At 68.3% G+C, this 14,302-nt stretch carries 13 protein-coding genes; 6 read left to right on the top strand and 7 right to left on the bottom strand.

Annotated elements, in window-relative coordinates; translation table 11 throughout:
- Window positions 1-35: 35 nt before the first annotated feature.
- Window positions 36-1,502 (bottom strand): replicative DNA helicase, encoded by a 1,467-nt coding sequence (gene dnaB / locus ACIQZO_RS29890; RefSeq protein WP_403632184.1) that lies wholly within the window; start codon window positions 1,500-1,502, stop codon window positions 36-38.
- 452 nt (window positions 1,503-1,954) lie between these two features.
- Here dnaB and ACIQZO_RS29895 point away from each other — a divergent pair, with 452 nt between their 5' ends.
- On the top strand, window positions 1,955-3,292 hold the full coding sequence (locus ACIQZO_RS29895) for an MATE family efflux transporter (RefSeq protein ID WP_403631885.1): 1,338 nt from the start codon (window positions 1,955-1,957) through the stop codon (window positions 3,290-3,292).
- 130 nt (window positions 3,293-3,422) lie between these two features.
- Here the strand turns inward: ACIQZO_RS29895 and rplI are convergent, their stop codons facing one another.
- The 4 genes from rplI to rpsF all read right to left on the bottom strand — a co-directional run bounded on the left by rplI (window position 3,423) and on the right by rpsF (window position 5,127).
- Window positions 3,423-3,869: a 50S ribosomal protein L9 gene (gene rplI / locus ACIQZO_RS29900; protein WP_069921086.1), complete on the bottom strand. Its 447-nt coding sequence runs from the start codon at window positions 3,867-3,869 to the stop codon at window positions 3,423-3,425.
- 18 nt (window positions 3,870-3,887) lie between these two features.
- Window positions 3,888-4,124, bottom strand: coding sequence for a 30S ribosomal protein S18 (rpsR, locus tag ACIQZO_RS29905; RefSeq protein ID WP_003956534.1), 237 nt, complete (start codon window positions 4,122-4,124; stop codon window positions 3,888-3,890).
- Window positions 4,125-4,167: 43 nt separating this feature from the next.
- Window positions 4,168-4,764: a single-stranded DNA-binding protein gene (locus ACIQZO_RS29910; protein WP_403631888.1), complete on the bottom strand. Its 597-nt coding sequence runs from the start codon at window positions 4,762-4,764 to the stop codon at window positions 4,168-4,170.
- Window positions 4,765-4,836: 72 nt separating this feature from the next.
- The gene (gene rpsF, locus ACIQZO_RS29915; RefSeq protein WP_004950685.1) at window positions 4,837-5,127 is read right to left on the bottom strand and encodes a 30S ribosomal protein S6; all 291 of its coding nucleotides are present in this window, start codon (window positions 5,125-5,127) and stop codon (window positions 4,837-4,839) included.
- A 251-nt stretch (window positions 5,128-5,378) separates the two neighbouring features.
- Here rpsF and ACIQZO_RS29920 point away from each other — a divergent pair, with 251 nt between their 5' ends.
- From ACIQZO_RS29920 to ACIQZO_RS29930, 3 genes are all read left to right on the top strand, one after another.
- On the top strand, window positions 5,379-5,681 hold the full coding sequence (locus tag ACIQZO_RS29920) for a hypothetical protein (RefSeq protein ID WP_030008388.1): 303 nt from the start codon (window positions 5,379-5,381) through the stop codon (window positions 5,679-5,681).
- Window positions 5,682-5,823: 142 nt separating this feature from the next.
- Window positions 5,824-6,942, top strand: a complete 1,119-nt coding sequence (locus ACIQZO_RS29925; RefSeq protein ID WP_403631891.1) for a lipid II:glycine glycyltransferase FemX — start codon at window positions 5,824-5,826, stop codon at window positions 6,940-6,942.
- 75 nt (window positions 6,943-7,017) lie between these two features.
- Entirely contained in the window at window positions 7,018-8,049 is a 1,032-nt protein-coding gene (locus tag ACIQZO_RS29930) for an alanine racemase (RefSeq protein WP_403631894.1), read from the top strand.
- Between the two features lie 10 nt (window positions 8,050-8,059).
- On the opposite strand, the gene ACIQZO_RS29935 is transcribed toward ACIQZO_RS29930, so the two are convergent.
- Together ACIQZO_RS29935 and ACIQZO_RS29940 are read right to left on the bottom strand one after the other, a co-directional pair.
- Complete coding sequence (locus ACIQZO_RS29935; RefSeq protein WP_403631897.1) at window positions 8,060-9,520, bottom strand: glycosyltransferase family 87 protein; 1,461 nt, start codon at window positions 9,518-9,520, stop codon at window positions 8,060-8,062.
- Window positions 9,521-9,614: 94 nt separating this feature from the next.
- The gene (locus ACIQZO_RS29940; RefSeq protein ID WP_403631900.1) at window positions 9,615-12,224 is read right to left on the bottom strand and encodes a transglycosylase domain-containing protein; all 2,610 of its coding nucleotides are present in this window, start codon (window positions 12,222-12,224) and stop codon (window positions 9,615-9,617) included.
- Between the two features lie 277 nt (window positions 12,225-12,501).
- Here ACIQZO_RS29940 and ACIQZO_RS29945 point away from each other — a divergent pair, with 277 nt between their 5' ends.
- Together ACIQZO_RS29945 and ACIQZO_RS29950 are read left to right on the top strand one after the other, a co-directional pair.
- Window positions 12,502-13,104 carry a PadR family transcriptional regulator gene (locus ACIQZO_RS29945; RefSeq protein WP_030383938.1) on the top strand — a complete coding sequence of 201 codons (603 nt, stop codon included), beginning with the start codon at window positions 12,502-12,504 and terminating at the stop codon, window positions 13,102-13,104.
- A 49-nt stretch (window positions 13,105-13,153) separates the two neighbouring features.
- Window positions 13,154-14,236 carry an inositol-3-phosphate synthase gene (locus tag ACIQZO_RS29950; RefSeq protein WP_403631903.1) on the top strand — a complete coding sequence of 361 codons (1,083 nt, stop codon included), beginning with the start codon at window positions 13,154-13,156 and terminating at the stop codon, window positions 14,234-14,236.
- The last annotated feature ends 66 nt before the right edge of the window (window positions 14,237-14,302 follow it).

Raw genomic sequence — 14,302 nt, forward strand, 5'->3', positions numbered from 1 at the left:
ATGGCGCGGATTTTGAGAACCTACATGATCGGATGCTACGTGTTGGCCATGTCCACGAAGCGTGAATAGTGGCCCTGGAAGGCCACCGTGATCGTGGCCGTGGGGCCGTTACGGTGCTTCGCCACGATCAGGTCCGCCTCGCCGGCGCGGGGGGACTCCTTCTCGTACGCGTCCTCGCGGTGCAGCAGGATGACCATGTCCGCGTCCTGCTCGATCGAGCCCGACTCACGCAGGTCGGAGACCATGGGCTTCTTGTCGGTGCGCTGCTCCGGGCCACGGTTCAGCTGGGAGAGCGCGATCACGGGGACCTCCAGCTCCTTCGCCAGCAGCTTGAGGTTTCTGGACATGTCCGAGACCTCCTGCTGACGGCTCTCGGGACGGCGCGAGCCGCCCGACTGCATCAGCTGGAGGTAGTCGATGACCACGAGAGAGAGGTCGTTGCGCTGCTTGAGCCGGCGGCACTTGGCCCGGATCTCCATCATCGACAGGTTGGGGGAGTCGTCGATGTAGAGCGGGGCGGCGGAGACGTCCGGCATCCGGCGGGCCAGCCGGGTCCAGTCGTCGTCCGTCATCGTGCCCGAGCGCATGTGGTGAAGCGCCACCCGGGCCTCCGCCGAGAGCAGGCGCATGGCGATCTCGTTGCGCCCCATTTCGAGGGAGAAGATCACGCTCGGCAGGTTGCTCTTGATGGAGCAGGCCCGCGCGAAGTCCAGCGCGAGCGTGGACTTACCCATGGCGGGACGGGCGGCGATGACGATCATCTGGCCCGGGTGCAGACCGTTGGTCAGCGAGTCCAGGTCGGTGAAGCCGGTGGGCACTCCCGACATCTGGCCGCTGCGGGAGCCGATCGCCTCGATCTCGTCGAGCGCGCCCTCCATGATGTCCCCGAGCGGCAGGTAGTCCTCGGAGGTCCGCTGCTCGGTGACGGCGTAGATCTCGGCCTGGGCGCTGTTGACGATCTCGTCGACGTCGCCGTCGGCCGCGTAGCCCATCTGCGTGATCTTCGTACCGGCCGCGACCAAGCGGCGCAGCACGGCCCGCTCGTGGACGATCTCCGCGTAGTACTCCGCGTTCGCCGCGGTAGGGACGGACTGGACCAGGGTGTGCAGGTACGAGGCCCCGCCCACCTTGCTGATCTCGCCGCGGCGGGTCAGCTCGGCGCCGACGGTGATCGGATCGGCCGGCTCGCCCTTGGCGTACAGGTCGAGGATGGCCTGGTAGATCGTCTCGTGCGAGGGACGGTAGAAGTCGTGGCCCTTGAGGACCTCGACGACGTCCGCGATGGCGTCCTTCGAGAGCAGCATGCCGCCGAGCACCGACTGCTCGGCGTCGAGGTCCTGCGGAGGGACGCGCTCGAAGCCGCCGCCCCCGCCGGAGTCCCAGGAGCCGCCCTCGCGGCCCCGATCGTGCTGTTCGTCCCCGCGGCCGCGGCCTTCGCCGTTACGGCGCGATCGGGCGGGCAGACGGTCTCCCGGACCGCTGTCGGCCCAGGGGTCGTCCATGGGCTCGGGCATGCTCACCGGGCCGCCTCCTCCCGTCCGCAACGCGGACCTCGCCGTGTCACTCTTTCTACGACACGGCTCTGACATTTGGGGCACCCGAATCCGCCGTCGGCGAGTCGGGCAACGAACCACGGTAGGCCCGCGAGCGGCGTCAGCCAATCTTGTTATCCACAGGGCATGTGGACGACATGTGGATGACGGCACCAATGCTGTGGGTAAGTCGCCGGAAGCTGTGCACGGACCGGGGGACGACGCTGTGGACAAAATCACGCGCCCCACCCTGTCACCCACTCTGACCTGCGGTTTTCTGCTCCAGAGGCAGTGGTGGAGAAAATTTTTGGCCACTGTCTCGAGATCGCCTCCAATGAGGTGCACGGAACGCCCCGGTCGGCGTTACCGTAAGGATCTAAAGATGGTTGCATCTATTACCTGTGGAAGATTAGATTGAGCGCATGACACAGGCCCTCGCAGCACCCGAGGCGGGGTCGGGACGGCACGACCGAGAGATCTTCGCACTCGCCCTCCCCGCCTTCGGCGCCCTCGTCGCCGAGCCCCTCTTCGTGATGGCCGACAGCGCCATCGTGGGGCACCTCGGCACCCCCCAGCTGGCCGGCCTCGGCATCGCCGCCGCGGTACTCACCACCGCCGTGAGCGTCTTCGTCTTCCTCGCCTACGCCACCACCGCGGCCGTCTCCCGCCGCGTCGGCGCGGGGGACCTGCAGGCAGCCATCCGGCAGGGGATCGACGGCATCTGGCTCGCCCTCCTGCTGGGCGCGGCCGTCATCGCCGTGGTGCTGCCCGCGGCCCCGTCGCTGATCTCGCTCTTCGGGGCCTCCGACACCGTCGCCCCGTACGCGCTCACCTATCTGCGGATCTCCGCCCTCGGCATCCCGGCCATGCTCATGGTCCTGGCCGCCACCGGGGTCATCCGCGGCCTCCAGGACACCCGTACGCCGCTCTACGTCGCCATCGGCGGCTTCGCCCTCAACGCGGCCCTGAACGTCGCACTCGTCTACGGTGCGGGTCTCGGGATCGCCGGCTCCGCCTGGGGCACGGTCCTCGCCCAGTGTGCGATGGCCGCGGCGTACCTCTTCGTGGTCGTACGCGGAGCCCGGCGGCACGGCGCCTCGCTGCGCCCGGACCCCGCGGGGATCCGGGCCTGCGCCCAGGCCGGCGCGCCCCTGCTGGTCCGGACCCTGTCGCTGCGGGCCATCCTGATGATCGCGACCGCCGTGGCCGCCCGGCTCGGCGACGCCGACATCGCCGCCCACCAGATCCTGCTCTCCCTCTGGAGCCTGCTCGCCTTCGCGCTGGACGCCATCGCGATCGCCGGGCAGGCGATCATCGGCCGCTACCTGGGAGCGAACGACACCGAGGGCGCCAAGGCGGTCTGCCGCCGCATGGTGCAGTGGGGAATCGCCTCGGGCGTCGTCCTCGGACTGCTGGTCGTCCTGGCCCGCCCGGTGTTCATCCCGCTGTTCACCAGCGACCCGGCGGTCGAGGCGGCGCTGCTGCCCGCCCTGCTGGTGGTGGCCCTCTCCCAGCCCGTCTCCGGCATCGTCTTCGTGCTCGACGGGGTCCTGATGGGTGCGGGCGACGGCCGCTACCTGGCCCGGGCCATGCTCGTGACGCTCGCGGCGTTCGCCCCGGCCGCGTTGCTCGTACCGCTCCTCGGCGGCGGCCTGACGGCGCTCTGGTGGGCCATGACGCTGATGATGATGGTCCGGATGGTCACTCTCCGGCTGCGCGCCGGCTCGGGCCGCTGGCTGATCGCGGGCGCCACTCGCTAGGAGGTGCCCGGGCCCCATCGTGTTTCACGTGAAACATCCGGGGCCGAGCCGACGCTGTTTCACGTGAAACAGCGCCCGACAACGACGAAGGGCCGCACCCCAGTGGGGTGCGGCCCTTCGAGCGCAGCCCTTAGGCGGCGACGACCTCGATGCCCACGTTCGCGGCCACGTCGGCGTGCAGACGCACGGAGACCTGGTACGAACCGAGGGTCTTGATCGGGGAGCCGAGCTCGACGCGGCGCTTGTCGACCTTCGGGCCGCCCGAGGACTCGATCGCCGTGGCGATGTCGGCCGGGGTCACGGAACCGAAGAGACGACCGGCGTCACCCGCGCGGGTGGCCAGACGAACCTTCACGCCCTCGAGCTTGGCCTTGAACTCGTTGGCCTGCTCGATGGTCGCGATCTCGTGGATCTTGCGGGCGCGGCGGATCTGCGCCACGTCCTTCTCGCCACCCTTGGTCCAGCGGATCGCGAAACCACGCGGGACCAGGTAGTTGCGAGCGTAACCGTCCTTGACGTCGACGACATCGCCGGCGGCACCGAGGCCAGAAACCTCGTGGGTCAGGATGATCTTCATTAGTCGGTCACCCTTTCCTTATCGCGCGGTGGACGTGTAGGGCAGCAGTGCCATCTCACGGCTGTTCTTGACTGCCGTGGCGACGTCACGCTGGTGCTGCGTGCAGTTGCCGGTAACGCGGCGGGCACGGATCTTGCCGCGGTCGGAAATGAACTTCCGCAGCATGTTCGTGTCCTTGTAGTCCACGTACACGGTCTTGTCCTTGCAGAACGCGCAGACCTTCTTCTTAGGCTTGCGCACAGGCGGCTTCGCCATTGTGTCTCTCCTGTGTGATCAAGAAGTGGGGATGCGAGCTGCCCTAGAAGGGCGGCTCGTCCGAGTAGCCACCGCCGGAGCCGCCGGAGCTTCCGCCCCAACCGCCCCCGCCGCCGCCCTGCTGCTGGCCACCGGCCGGCGCGCTGGACGCCCACGGGTCGTCGGAGGGAGCTCCGCCGCCCTGCTGCGGCTGGCCACCGGGGGCTCCGCCCCAGTTGCCACCGCCGCCGCCCTGCTGCTGACCGCCGCCGCCGTATCCACCCTGGCCACCGCGACCGGTGGTCTTGGCGACCTTGGCCGTGGCGGTCTTCAGGCTGGGGCCGACTTCCTCGACGTCCAGCTCGTAGACCGTGCGCTTGACACCCTCACGGTCCTCGTACGACCGCTGCTTCAGCCGGCCCTGCACGATGACGCGCATGCCCCGCTGAAGGGACTCAGCGACGTTCTCCGCCGCCTGACGCCAGACCGAGCAGGTCAGGAACAGGCCTTCGCCGTCCTTCCACTCATTGGTCTGCTTGTCGAAGATGCGGGGAGTGGACGCGACACGGAACTTCGCGACCGCCGCACCCGAGGGGGTGAAGCGCAGCTCGGGGTCGTCGACGAGATTGCCGACGACCGTGATGACGGTCTCGCCTGCCATGGATGAACCTCTCGGCGGGGATTGCTGCTGGGCTGCTGTGCTACTCGATCCCGATTACCGCTGAACCGAAGTTCAGTGGGTCTCGGGGCGAAGGACCTTGGTCCGGAGAACCGACTCGTTCAGGTTCATCTGTCGGTCAAGCTCCTTGACGACCGCAGGCTCGGCCTGAAGGTCGATGACCGAGTAGATGCCCTCAGGCTTCTTCTTGATCTCGTAAGCGAGACGACGACGGCCCCAGGTGTCGACCTTCTCGACCTTTCCGTTGCCCTCACGGACGACAGAAAGGAAGTTCTCGATCAGCGGGGAGACAGCGCGCTCCTCGAGATCGGGGTCGAGGATGACCATCACTTCGTAGTGACGCATGTGGAACCCACCTCCTTTGGACTCAGCGGCCACGGTCGTTCCGTGGCAGGAGGGTCGTGATGCGTAAGCACGGCGTCCGCAGAGCAGACACCGCGCAGCTGTACAGACTACCTGCTCACACCCTTCCGGTTGAAATCCGCCAGAAGAGGGCCACAATCTGTATCCATCGGGTGTGCTCGGTGCTAGGCCCTCGGCCCCTTGTCGGAGGCAGCCCGCAGCACCGCCAGCTTCAGCCAGGAGGTGCCCTTCCGATGGCACAGGCAATGCGGCCCCCTCAGATCTCCCTCCTCTCCACCGACGGCAAGCCCCACCCGCTGCAGGACACCCTGATGGCGGTCACGCTGACCCTCGGCGCCGTGGCGTTCGTCACGGCCTTCTTCCACAACCTGCACCTGATCAGCTCGTGGGCCGGGCTGATCGGAATCCTGACCGGCGCGTACGGACAGTTCGTCTCCGTCACGACACGCGAGCGCTTCGCGCTGATCATCGGCCTTGGTGCGTCTGCCATCGGCTTCTACCTCGGCATGTTCCACGGCGGCCTCTTCGGGGGCTGACCGGGCTGAGCGGGACACCTCCGCGGCAGGGCGCCGGCCACGCACCGGTCCGGGCCCACGGCCCGTCCCCCAGAAGGGTGGCGCCCCTGTCGCAGTAGGCTTCGCGCCATAGCCAGCGAAGCCGCCGGAGGAGACGCCCCGCATGAGCCTGTCCCTGAGGACCATCAGCCGAGAGCAGCATCTGGGATACCTCCAGAGCCTGCCCTCGGCGAGCCACTGCCAGGTCCCGGCGTGGGCCGACGTGAAGAACGAGTGGCGTTCCGAGAACCTCGGTTGGTTCAACGACTCCGACGAACTCGTCGGAGCGGCCCTCGTGTTGTACCGGCAGCTGCCCAAGGTGAAGCGGTACCTCGCGTACCTGCCCGAGGGCCCCGTCATCAACTGGTACGCCCCGAATCTGGAGGAGTGGCTCCAGCCGATGCTGGCCCATCTCAAGCAGCAGGGCGCCTTCACCGTGAAGATGGGCCCGCCCGTCGTCATCCGCCGCTGGAACTCCACCGCGATCAAGGCCGGTATCCAGGACCCGAACGTCAAGCGCCTGCGCGACGTGGAGGCCTCGGTCATCGAGCCCCGCGCCTTCGAGGTGTCGGACAAGCTGCGCCGCATGGGCTGGCAGCAGGCCGAGGACGGCGGCGCCGGCTTCGGTGACGTACAGCCCCGCTACGTCTTCCAGGTACCGCTGGCCAACCGCTCGCTGGACGATGTCCTGAAGGGCTTCAACCAGCTGTGGCGCCGCAACATCAAGAAGGCCGAGAAGGCCGGCGTCGAGGTCGTGCAGGGCGGCTACGACGACCTGCCGACCTGGCAGCACCTGTACGAGATCACGGCCGAGCGCGACAAGTTCCGCCCGCGCCCGCTCAGCTACTTCCAGCGCCAGTGGACGGCCCTCAACTCCGAGGACCCCAACCGGATGCGCCTCTACATCGCCACCCACGAGGGAGAGCCGCTGGCCGCCGCCACGATGCTCACCGTCGGCCAGCACGTCTGGTACTCGTACGGCGCCTCCGCCAACCACAAGCGCGAGGTCCGCCCCTCGAACGCGATGCAGTGGCGCATGCTGCGTGATTCGTACGCGCTCGGCGCAAGCGTCTACGACCTGCGCGGCATCTCTGACACGCTGGACGAGAACGACCACTTGTTCGGTCTGATCCAGTTCAAGGTCGGTACGGGTGGCGAGGCCGTGGAGTACGTCGGCGAGTGGGACTTCCCGCTCAACAAGGTCCTGCACAAGGCCCTCGACATCTACATGTCGCGCCGCTGACCCCGCACCACCCCGCCCCACACACAGACAGCACCGCTGCATCACGCAGCTTCTCAGGAGAGGTTCCGGACGGGCATGGCGCTCACGCTCTACGTCGACACCGCGCGCTGGCGTGCGCACCAGAAGCAGATCCAGGACCAATTCCCCGGGCTGATCCCGGTCTGCAAGGGCAACGGCTACGGCTTCGGCCACGAACGGCTGTGCGAGGAGGCGACCCGTATGGGCGCCGACATCCTGGCCGTGGGAACGACGTACGAGGCCGCCAGCATCAAGGACTGGTTCGGCGGCGACCTGCTCGTCCTCACCCCGTTCCGGCGGGGCGAGGACCCGGTGCCGCTGCCCGACCGGGTCATCCGCTCGGTCGCTTCGCTGGACGGGGTGCGCGGTCTGGTGGGGGCCCGGGTGGTCATCGAGTGCATGAGCTCGATGCGCCGCCACGGAATCTCGGAGCAGGACCTCGGCCAGCTGCACGCCGCGATCGAGGACGTCCGCCTGGAGGGCTTCGCCCTGCACCTGCCCCTGGACCGCCCGGACGGCTCCGACGCCGTCGAGGAGGTCATCGGCTGGATGGACCGGCTGCGCGCGGCCCGGCTGCCGCTGCACACGATGTTCGTCAGCCACCTGCGGGCCCAGGAGCTCGCGCGGCTGCAGCAGCAGTTCCCGCAGACCCGCTTCCGGGCGCGCATCGGCACCCGGCTGTGGCTGGGCGACCACGAGGCCACCGAGTACCGCGGCGGGATCCTCGACGTCACGCGCGTGACCAAGGGCGACCGGTTCGGCTACCGCCAGCAGAAGGCCGCGTCCGACGGGTGGCTGGTCGTGGTCGCCGGCGGTACCTCGCACGGAGTGGGCCTGGAGGCCCCCAAGGCGCTCCACGGTGTGATGCCGCGCGCCAAGGGAGTCGCCCGGGCGGGTCTGGCCACGGTCAACCGGAACCTTTCGCCCTTCGTGTGGGCGGGCAAGCAGCGCTGGTTCGCGGAGCCGCCGCACATGCAGGTGTCGATCCTCTTCGTGCCCTCCGACGCGACCGAGCCGAAGGTCGGCGACGAGCTGGTGGCGCACCTGCGCCACACCACCACGCAGTTCGACCGGGTGCTCGACGCCTGAGTCCGTCAGGTCAGCCTTGGGCGCTCGTGCCCCAGGCGACCCGCTGTTCGTCCGAGGGCGTCGCGTACCGCGGCGCCCTCGCCGCGTCCGACAGCACGAACACGTCGTCGGCCTCGTCCAGGACTCCGCCGGAGGGGTCGTCCGAGCCGTCCCGCCGTACGACGTCGCGCTCGGGCATCAGGATGTCCCGGACGATGACCGCGCACAGGTACAGGGTGGTCATCAGGTGGGCGGCGATCGCCAGCTGGTAGCCCTCCACGGGCAGGCCCTGGTGCTTGTCGCCGCTCGACGTGTAGGCGAGGTAGAACCAGATCCCGAGGAAGTAGACGACCTCGCCGGCCTGCCAGATCAGGAAGTCCCGCCAGCGCGGCCGGGCCAGCGCCGCGAGCGGGATGAGCCACAGCACGTACTGCGGCGAGTAGACCTTGTTGCAGAGGATGAAGGCGGCGACGACGAGGAAGGCCAGCTGCGCGAAGCGGGGGCGCCTCGGGGCGGTCAGGGTGAGCAGTCCGACGGCCCCGCACAGCAGGAGCGTCAGCCCGGTCGCGTACGTGTTGGCCCCGTCCAGGGGGTTGCCCGTGCGCTGGGAGATCAGCAGCCACACCGACCCGAAGTCGATGGGCCGTTCCTGGCTGAAGGTGTAGAACGTCTGCCAGCCGTCCCATGCGAGGAGCATGATGGGCAGGTTCACCACGAGCCAGGACCCGACCGCGCCCAGCACGGCGGCGCCGAAGGCGCGCCACTTCCCGGCCCGCAGGCAGAGCACGAACAGCGCGCCGAGCAGCAGTACCGGGTAGAGCTTGGCGGCGGTGGCCAGCCCGATGAGGATGCCGAAGAGCAGGGTCCGGCCGCGGGACCACATGAGCATCCCGGCCGCGGTCAGGGCGATGGCCAGCAGGTCCCAGTTGATCGTCGCCGTCAGGGCGAATGCGGGCGCCAGGGCGAAGAGCAGGGCGTCCCAGGGGCGGCGGCGGTGGGTACGGGCGACGCACACCGCGATGACGGCCGCGCAGGCCATCAGCATGCCCGCGTTGACCATCCAGTACATCTGTTCGCGGTGCTGCATGGAGCCGCTGCCGGGCGTCAGCCAGGAGGCGATCTCCATGAAGAGCCCGGTGAGCACCGGATACTCCAGGTACTCCATGTCGCCGGGCAGCCGGTCGAAGTAGGGCGTCAGGTTGTCGGCGAACCCGCGGACCGCGTACAGGTGGGGGATGTCGGAGTAGCAGGCGTGGGTGTACTGCGAGCCCGCCCCCCGGAACCACGCCCAGTCGTAGCAGGGCAGCTTCTGGACCATGCCGAGCGCGAACATGCCGATGGCGATGAGGGCCACGACGCGGACCGGCCCCAGCCAGTGGCCGCCGAGCCTCGCGTAGCGGCCCAGGGGGCCGCCGATGAGCTCACTGCCGGCTGCGGCGACCTCGTCCTGCTGCGTGGGCAGTACGGGGCGGTCCTCGTGCACCTTGGTCATGGGGCACATCCTGCCGTACGGGGCCGGACACGGGGGAAGGCCGTCGCACGCTGGGTGCGACGGCCTTCCTCGGCTCACGGAGCGGTGGTGCGGGTCACCCGTCGTCGGAGTCGTTGATCCCGCCGGTGATGCCGCCCGGGCGGCCCGGTCTGCCGGACTGCGTCGGGGACGGTGATCCGCTGGACCCGCTGCTGTTTCCGGCATTGGTCCCGGCGTTGGCCCCGGAGCTGGTGCCGGTGTTCGCGCCTCCGTTGGTGGCACCGCGCACCGTCTCCGGGTCGCAGTACAGCTCCCACGGCCGGCAGGACGGCTTCCCGCCCTTGGACGGGGAGGGGGACGGCGGCGGGGTGCTCGGCGGGATCGTCGACGGGGACGGCGACGGCGGGACGACGGGCGACGGCGTGGGGGAGGGGGCACCGGCGGAGTCGGCGGTGACGCCGAGGTCCTCGGCCTCCGGGAACTTCGTGACCGGGACGTCCTTGAGCGCCTCGCGCATGTACTCGGTCCAGATCACGGCCGGGATGTCACCACCGTGGATGGAGGGGATGTCACCCACACCGTTCATGGAGATCAGCTTCTTGTCCGCCGAGTTGGGGTCGGTGCGGAAGAGGACGATCGAGGTGGACAGCTCCGGGGTGTAGCCGACGAACCACGCCGACTTGTTCTGGTCCGTGGTGCCGGTCTTGCCGGCGGCCGGCCGGCCCAGCTTCTTGACCTTGGTCGCGGTTCCGTTCTGGACCACGTTCTGCAGGACCTCGGTGACGTTGTCCGCGATGGCGCTGTCCATCGCCCGCTGGTCCTTGCCCTTCTCGAAGCCGGACAGCTTGTCGCCGTCCTTCCAGACCTCGGTCACGGAGAACGGCTCGTGGTGCGTGCCGGAGGCGGCGAAGGTCGCGTACGAGTCGGCCATCCGGATGGCGCTGGGGGTCGAGGTGCCGAGAGCCCAGGAGGCGTCGGCGTTGGGGTTCATCGACTCCTCCAGGATGCCCGTGGACTTGGCCAGAGCCCTGACCTTGTCGTGACCGACATCGAAGACGAGCTGGGCGAACGGGACGTTGATGGACTTCTCCATCGCCTCGTTGAGGGTCACGTACCCGAAGGCCGTGGGGCTCTCGTTCTTCTGCTTGAAGGGCCTGCCCGAGGCGTCGCGCAGGGGCCTGCCCTCACGGTTGTTGATCACCGTGAGGTCGTTGGCCTGGTACTTGCTGTCGACCGAGATGCCCTTGCCCTTGGAGTTCTGGGTGCCGTACTCCATGGCCGCCGCCAGCACGTACGGCTTCCAGGTCGAGCCGACCGGGACACCGCTGGTGTTGGCGTTGTTGCTGAAGTACTTGTGGTCCCAGCCCGGGCCGCCGTACAGCGCGACGATGGCTCCGGTCTTCACGTCCACAGAGGCCCCGCCGAACTGCACGAAGGTGTCGGTGTCGGGGCGTTCCTTCTCGTTGATGAACCCGTTGCGGGTGTCCTCGACCGCCTTGACCAGGGCGTCCACCCGGGGCTTCTGGAAGGTGGTCCTGATCCGGTAGCCGCCCAGGGCCATCTGCTCCGGGGTGATGCCCTTGGTCTTCATCACGTACGCCTTGGCTGTGTCGACCAGGTAGCCGATCTGGCCCGTCATGCCGCGGGCCGACTCCGACTCGGCGCGCGGGGGGAAGTCCGCGTCCGTGTACTTCGCCCGCTCGGCCTTGTCCATCCGGCCGACCTCGACCTGCCGGTCCAGCACCCAGGACCAGCGTTCCCGCGCCCGCTTCTCGTTGAGCTCGGGGGTGGCGGAGGCGCCGATGCCGCCGTCGGGGTTGTAGAGGTTCGGGCCCTTCAGCACCGCGGCCAGGAAGGCGCACTCGGCAGGGTTGAGGTCCTGGCTGTCCTTGCCGAAGTAGGCGCGGGCGGCCGCCTGGATCCCGTAGGCGTCCCGGCCGTAGTAGGCGGTGTTCAGGTAGCCCGCGAGGACCGTGTCCTTGCGCTCGGACACACCCAGCCTTATCGCGATGAAGAGCTCGGTGGCCTTGCGCTTGATCGTCTGGTCGGAGTCCAGGTAGGTGTTCTTCACGTACTGCTGGGTGATGGTCGAGCCGCCCTGGGTGGAGCCGCCCGTGCCCATGTTCCACACGGCGCGGGCGATACCCATCGGGTCCACGCCCTTGTCGGTCTCGAAGGACTCGTTCTCCGCCGCGATCACGGCGTCCCGCATCGCCCGGGGGATGCTGGAGATGGGCACGATCTGCCGGTTCATCGAACCGCCCGTCGCGACCATCTGACTGCCGTCGGCCCAGTAGAAGACGTTGTTCTGCGCCTCGGCGGCCTTGTTCGGGTCCGGCGTACCCACCATGGCGATGCCGATGCCGGTACCCGCGATGATCACCGCGAAGAAGCCCAGGGCGGTGCCGGAGACGAACTTCCAGGACGGCACGAAGCGCTTCCAGCCGTCCCGGTCGGACCGCGGGTAGTTGATGAGCCGCTTGTCCCGGCGTCCGGAACCGCGCGCGGCGGTCCCTCTGCCGCGGCCGGCGGCGCCTCTCTGGGCAGCCCGGCGGGGATCGGCGCGGCTGCCCTGGCCGGGCTGCGGCGTGTACGGGCCGCTGTGTGACGCCGTGGGGACGTCACGTCCGGCCGGGCCCCTTCCGGGGCGCGGTGGGGTGGCACGCCGGGCTGAGGCGTGTCCACCACCCTGGGGCTGCGGCGGTTTGCGGCGGTGCTCGCTCATCGAACGACTACTCCTCGGGCAGGCGAGTGGCCTGGAAGCGGCAGAGATTAATTCCGGTTCCCCCCGGTGTCATCGCCCACAGACTACGCACGCGCAAAACGCGCCCAGTGCCGAAGTTCACCCCAAATCAGGCAACCTGCCTGGTGCGAATTGGTGATGTGACACCGGTCACCACGTCTCCCCTTGTCGATCAGGGCGCTCCGTTCTATCGTCTGGATGTATCGAGTCGATACATCAGCTCGGTATAAAGACTCAGAGGCGGAGGGGAGGAAGGCGGATGAGCAGACGCTCAGGCATCCTCGAGTTCGCCGTCCTCGGCCTGCTTCGCGAATCCCCCATGCACGGCTACGAGCTGCGCAAGCGGCTCAACACCTCGCTGGGGGTGTTCAGAGCCTTCAGCTACGGGACGCTCTACCCCTGCCTCAAGACGCTGGTCGCCAACGGCTGGTTGATCGAAGAACCGGGCAATGCCCCGGAGGACGCTCTCGCCGCTTCACTCGCAGGGCGCCGCGCCAAGATCGTCTACCGGTTGACGGCCGCGGGTAAGGAGCACTTCGAAGAGCTCCTCTCCCACACCGGCCCCGACACCTGGGAGGACGAGTCCTTCGCCGCCCGCTTCGCCTTCTTCGGCCAGACCGAACGAGACGTGCGGATGCGGGTCCTGGAGGGCCGCCGCAGCCGGCTGGAGGAGCGTCTGGAGAAGATGCGCGCCTCGATCGCCCGGACGCGGGAGCGCCTCGACGACTACACGCTTGAGCTGCAGCGCCACGGCATGGAGTCCGTGGAGCGCGAAGTGCGCTGGCTGAACGAGCTCATCGAGAGTGAGCGGGCGGGACGGGATCGGAGACGAACCGGTCCGTCCGACGAAACTGAAAAATGAGGCCTGCACCTCGCAGACCTCGTCCGAGAACAAACAGGGAGCAACCGGAATGGGTTCGGTTCGCGTAGCCATCGTCGGCGTAGGCAACTGCGCCGCCTCGCTGGTGCAGGGCGTCGAGTACTACAAGGACGCCGACCCGGCGGCCAAGGTCCCCGGTCTGATGCACGTCCAGTTCGGCGACTACCACGTGCGTGACATCGAGTTCGTCGCCGCGTTCGACGTCGACGCGAAGAAGGTCGGCCTCGACCTTTCGGACGCCATCGGCGCCAGCGAGAACAACACCATCAAGATCTGCGACGTCCCGAGCGCCGGTGTGACCGTTCAGCGCGGCCACACCTACGACGGTCTGGGCAAGTACTACCGCATGACGATCGAGGAGTCCGCCGAGACTCCGGTCGACGTGGTCCAGATCCTCAAGGACCGCAAGGTCGACGTCCTGATCTGCTACCTGCCGGTCGGCTCCGAGGCCGCGGCGAAGTTCTACGCCCAGTGCGCCATCGACGCCAAGGTCGCCTTCGTCAACGCCCTCCCGGTCTTCATCGCCGGCACCAAGGAGTGGGCCGACAAGTTCACCGAGGCCGGTGTCCCGATCGTCGGCGACGACATCAAGTCGCAGGTCGGCGCCACCATCACGCACCGCGTGATGGCGAAGCTGTTCGAGGACCGCGGTGTCCGTCTTGAGCGCACCATGCAGCTCAACGTCGGCGGCAACATGGACTTCAAGAACATGCTGGAGCGCGACCGCCTGGAATCGAAGAAGATCTCCAAGACGCAGGCCGTCACCTCGCAGATCCCCGACCGTGAGCTCGGCGAGAAGAACGTCCACATCGGCCCGTCCGACTACGTCGCGTGGCTCGACGACCGCAAGTGGGCCTACGTCCGCCTCGAGGGTCGCGCCTTCGGTGACGTCCCGCTGAACCTCGAGTACAAGCTCGAGGTGTGGGACTCCCCGAACTCGGCCGGTGTCATCATCGATGCCCTGCGCGCCGCGAAGATCGCGAAGGACCGCGGTATCGGTGGCCCGATCCTGTCGGCGTCCAGCTACTTCATGAAGTCCCCGCCGGTGCAGTACTTCGACGACGAGGCCCTGGTCAACGTCGAGAAGTTCATCAAGGGCGAGGTCGAGCGCTAACCGAACCCAAGGGTCGTACCGACACCTGGACTTCGGCTGTTCTTCCGCGGAGGGTCCCCGGGCAAT

Source organism: Streptomyces sp. NPDC097617, from assembly GCF_044761485.1.
In the GTDB taxonomy this organism is placed as follows: Bacteria; Actinomycetota; Actinomycetes; order Streptomycetales; family Streptomycetaceae; genus Streptomyces.

Excerpts from the sequence above, each read along its gene's own strand:
- dnaB (WP_403632184.1), bottom strand. The coding sequence starts at position 1,502 with ATGGACGACCCCTGGGCCGACAGCGGTCCGGGAGACCGTCTGCCCGCC.
- ACIQZO_RS29895 (WP_403631885.1), top strand. The coding sequence starts at position 1,955 with ATGACACAGGCCCTCGCAGCACCCGAGGCGGGGTCGGGACGGCACGAC.
- rplI (WP_069921086.1), bottom strand. The coding sequence starts at position 3,869 with ATGAAGATCATCCTGACCCACGAGGTTTCTGGCCTCGGTGCCGCCGGC.
- rpsR (WP_003956534.1), bottom strand. The coding sequence starts at position 4,124 with ATGGCGAAGCCGCCTGTGCGCAAGCCTAAGAAGAAGGTCTGCGCGTTC.
- ACIQZO_RS29910 (WP_403631888.1), bottom strand. The coding sequence starts at position 4,764 with ATGGCAGGCGAGACCGTCATCACGGTCGTCGGCAATCTCGTCGACGAC.
- rpsF (WP_004950685.1), bottom strand. The coding sequence starts at position 5,127 with ATGCGTCACTACGAAGTGATGGTCATCCTCGACCCCGATCTCGAGGAG.
- ACIQZO_RS29920 (WP_030008388.1), top strand. The coding sequence starts at position 5,379 with ATGGCACAGGCAATGCGGCCCCCTCAGATCTCCCTCCTCTCCACCGAC.
- ACIQZO_RS29925 (WP_403631891.1), top strand. The coding sequence starts at position 5,824 with ATGAGCCTGTCCCTGAGGACCATCAGCCGAGAGCAGCATCTGGGATAC.
- ACIQZO_RS29930 (WP_403631894.1), top strand. The coding sequence starts at position 7,018 with ATGGCGCTCACGCTCTACGTCGACACCGCGCGCTGGCGTGCGCACCAG.
- ACIQZO_RS29935 (WP_403631897.1), bottom strand. The coding sequence starts at position 9,520 with ATGACCAAGGTGCACGAGGACCGCCCCGTACTGCCCACGCAGCAGGAC.
- ACIQZO_RS29940 (WP_403631900.1), bottom strand. The coding sequence starts at position 12,224 with ATGAGCGAGCACCGCCGCAAACCGCCGCAGCCCCAGGGTGGTGGACAC.
- ACIQZO_RS29945 (WP_030383938.1), top strand. The coding sequence starts at position 12,502 with ATGAGCAGACGCTCAGGCATCCTCGAGTTCGCCGTCCTCGGCCTGCTT.
- ACIQZO_RS29950 (WP_403631903.1), top strand. The coding sequence starts at position 13,154 with ATGGGTTCGGTTCGCGTAGCCATCGTCGGCGTAGGCAACTGCGCCGCC.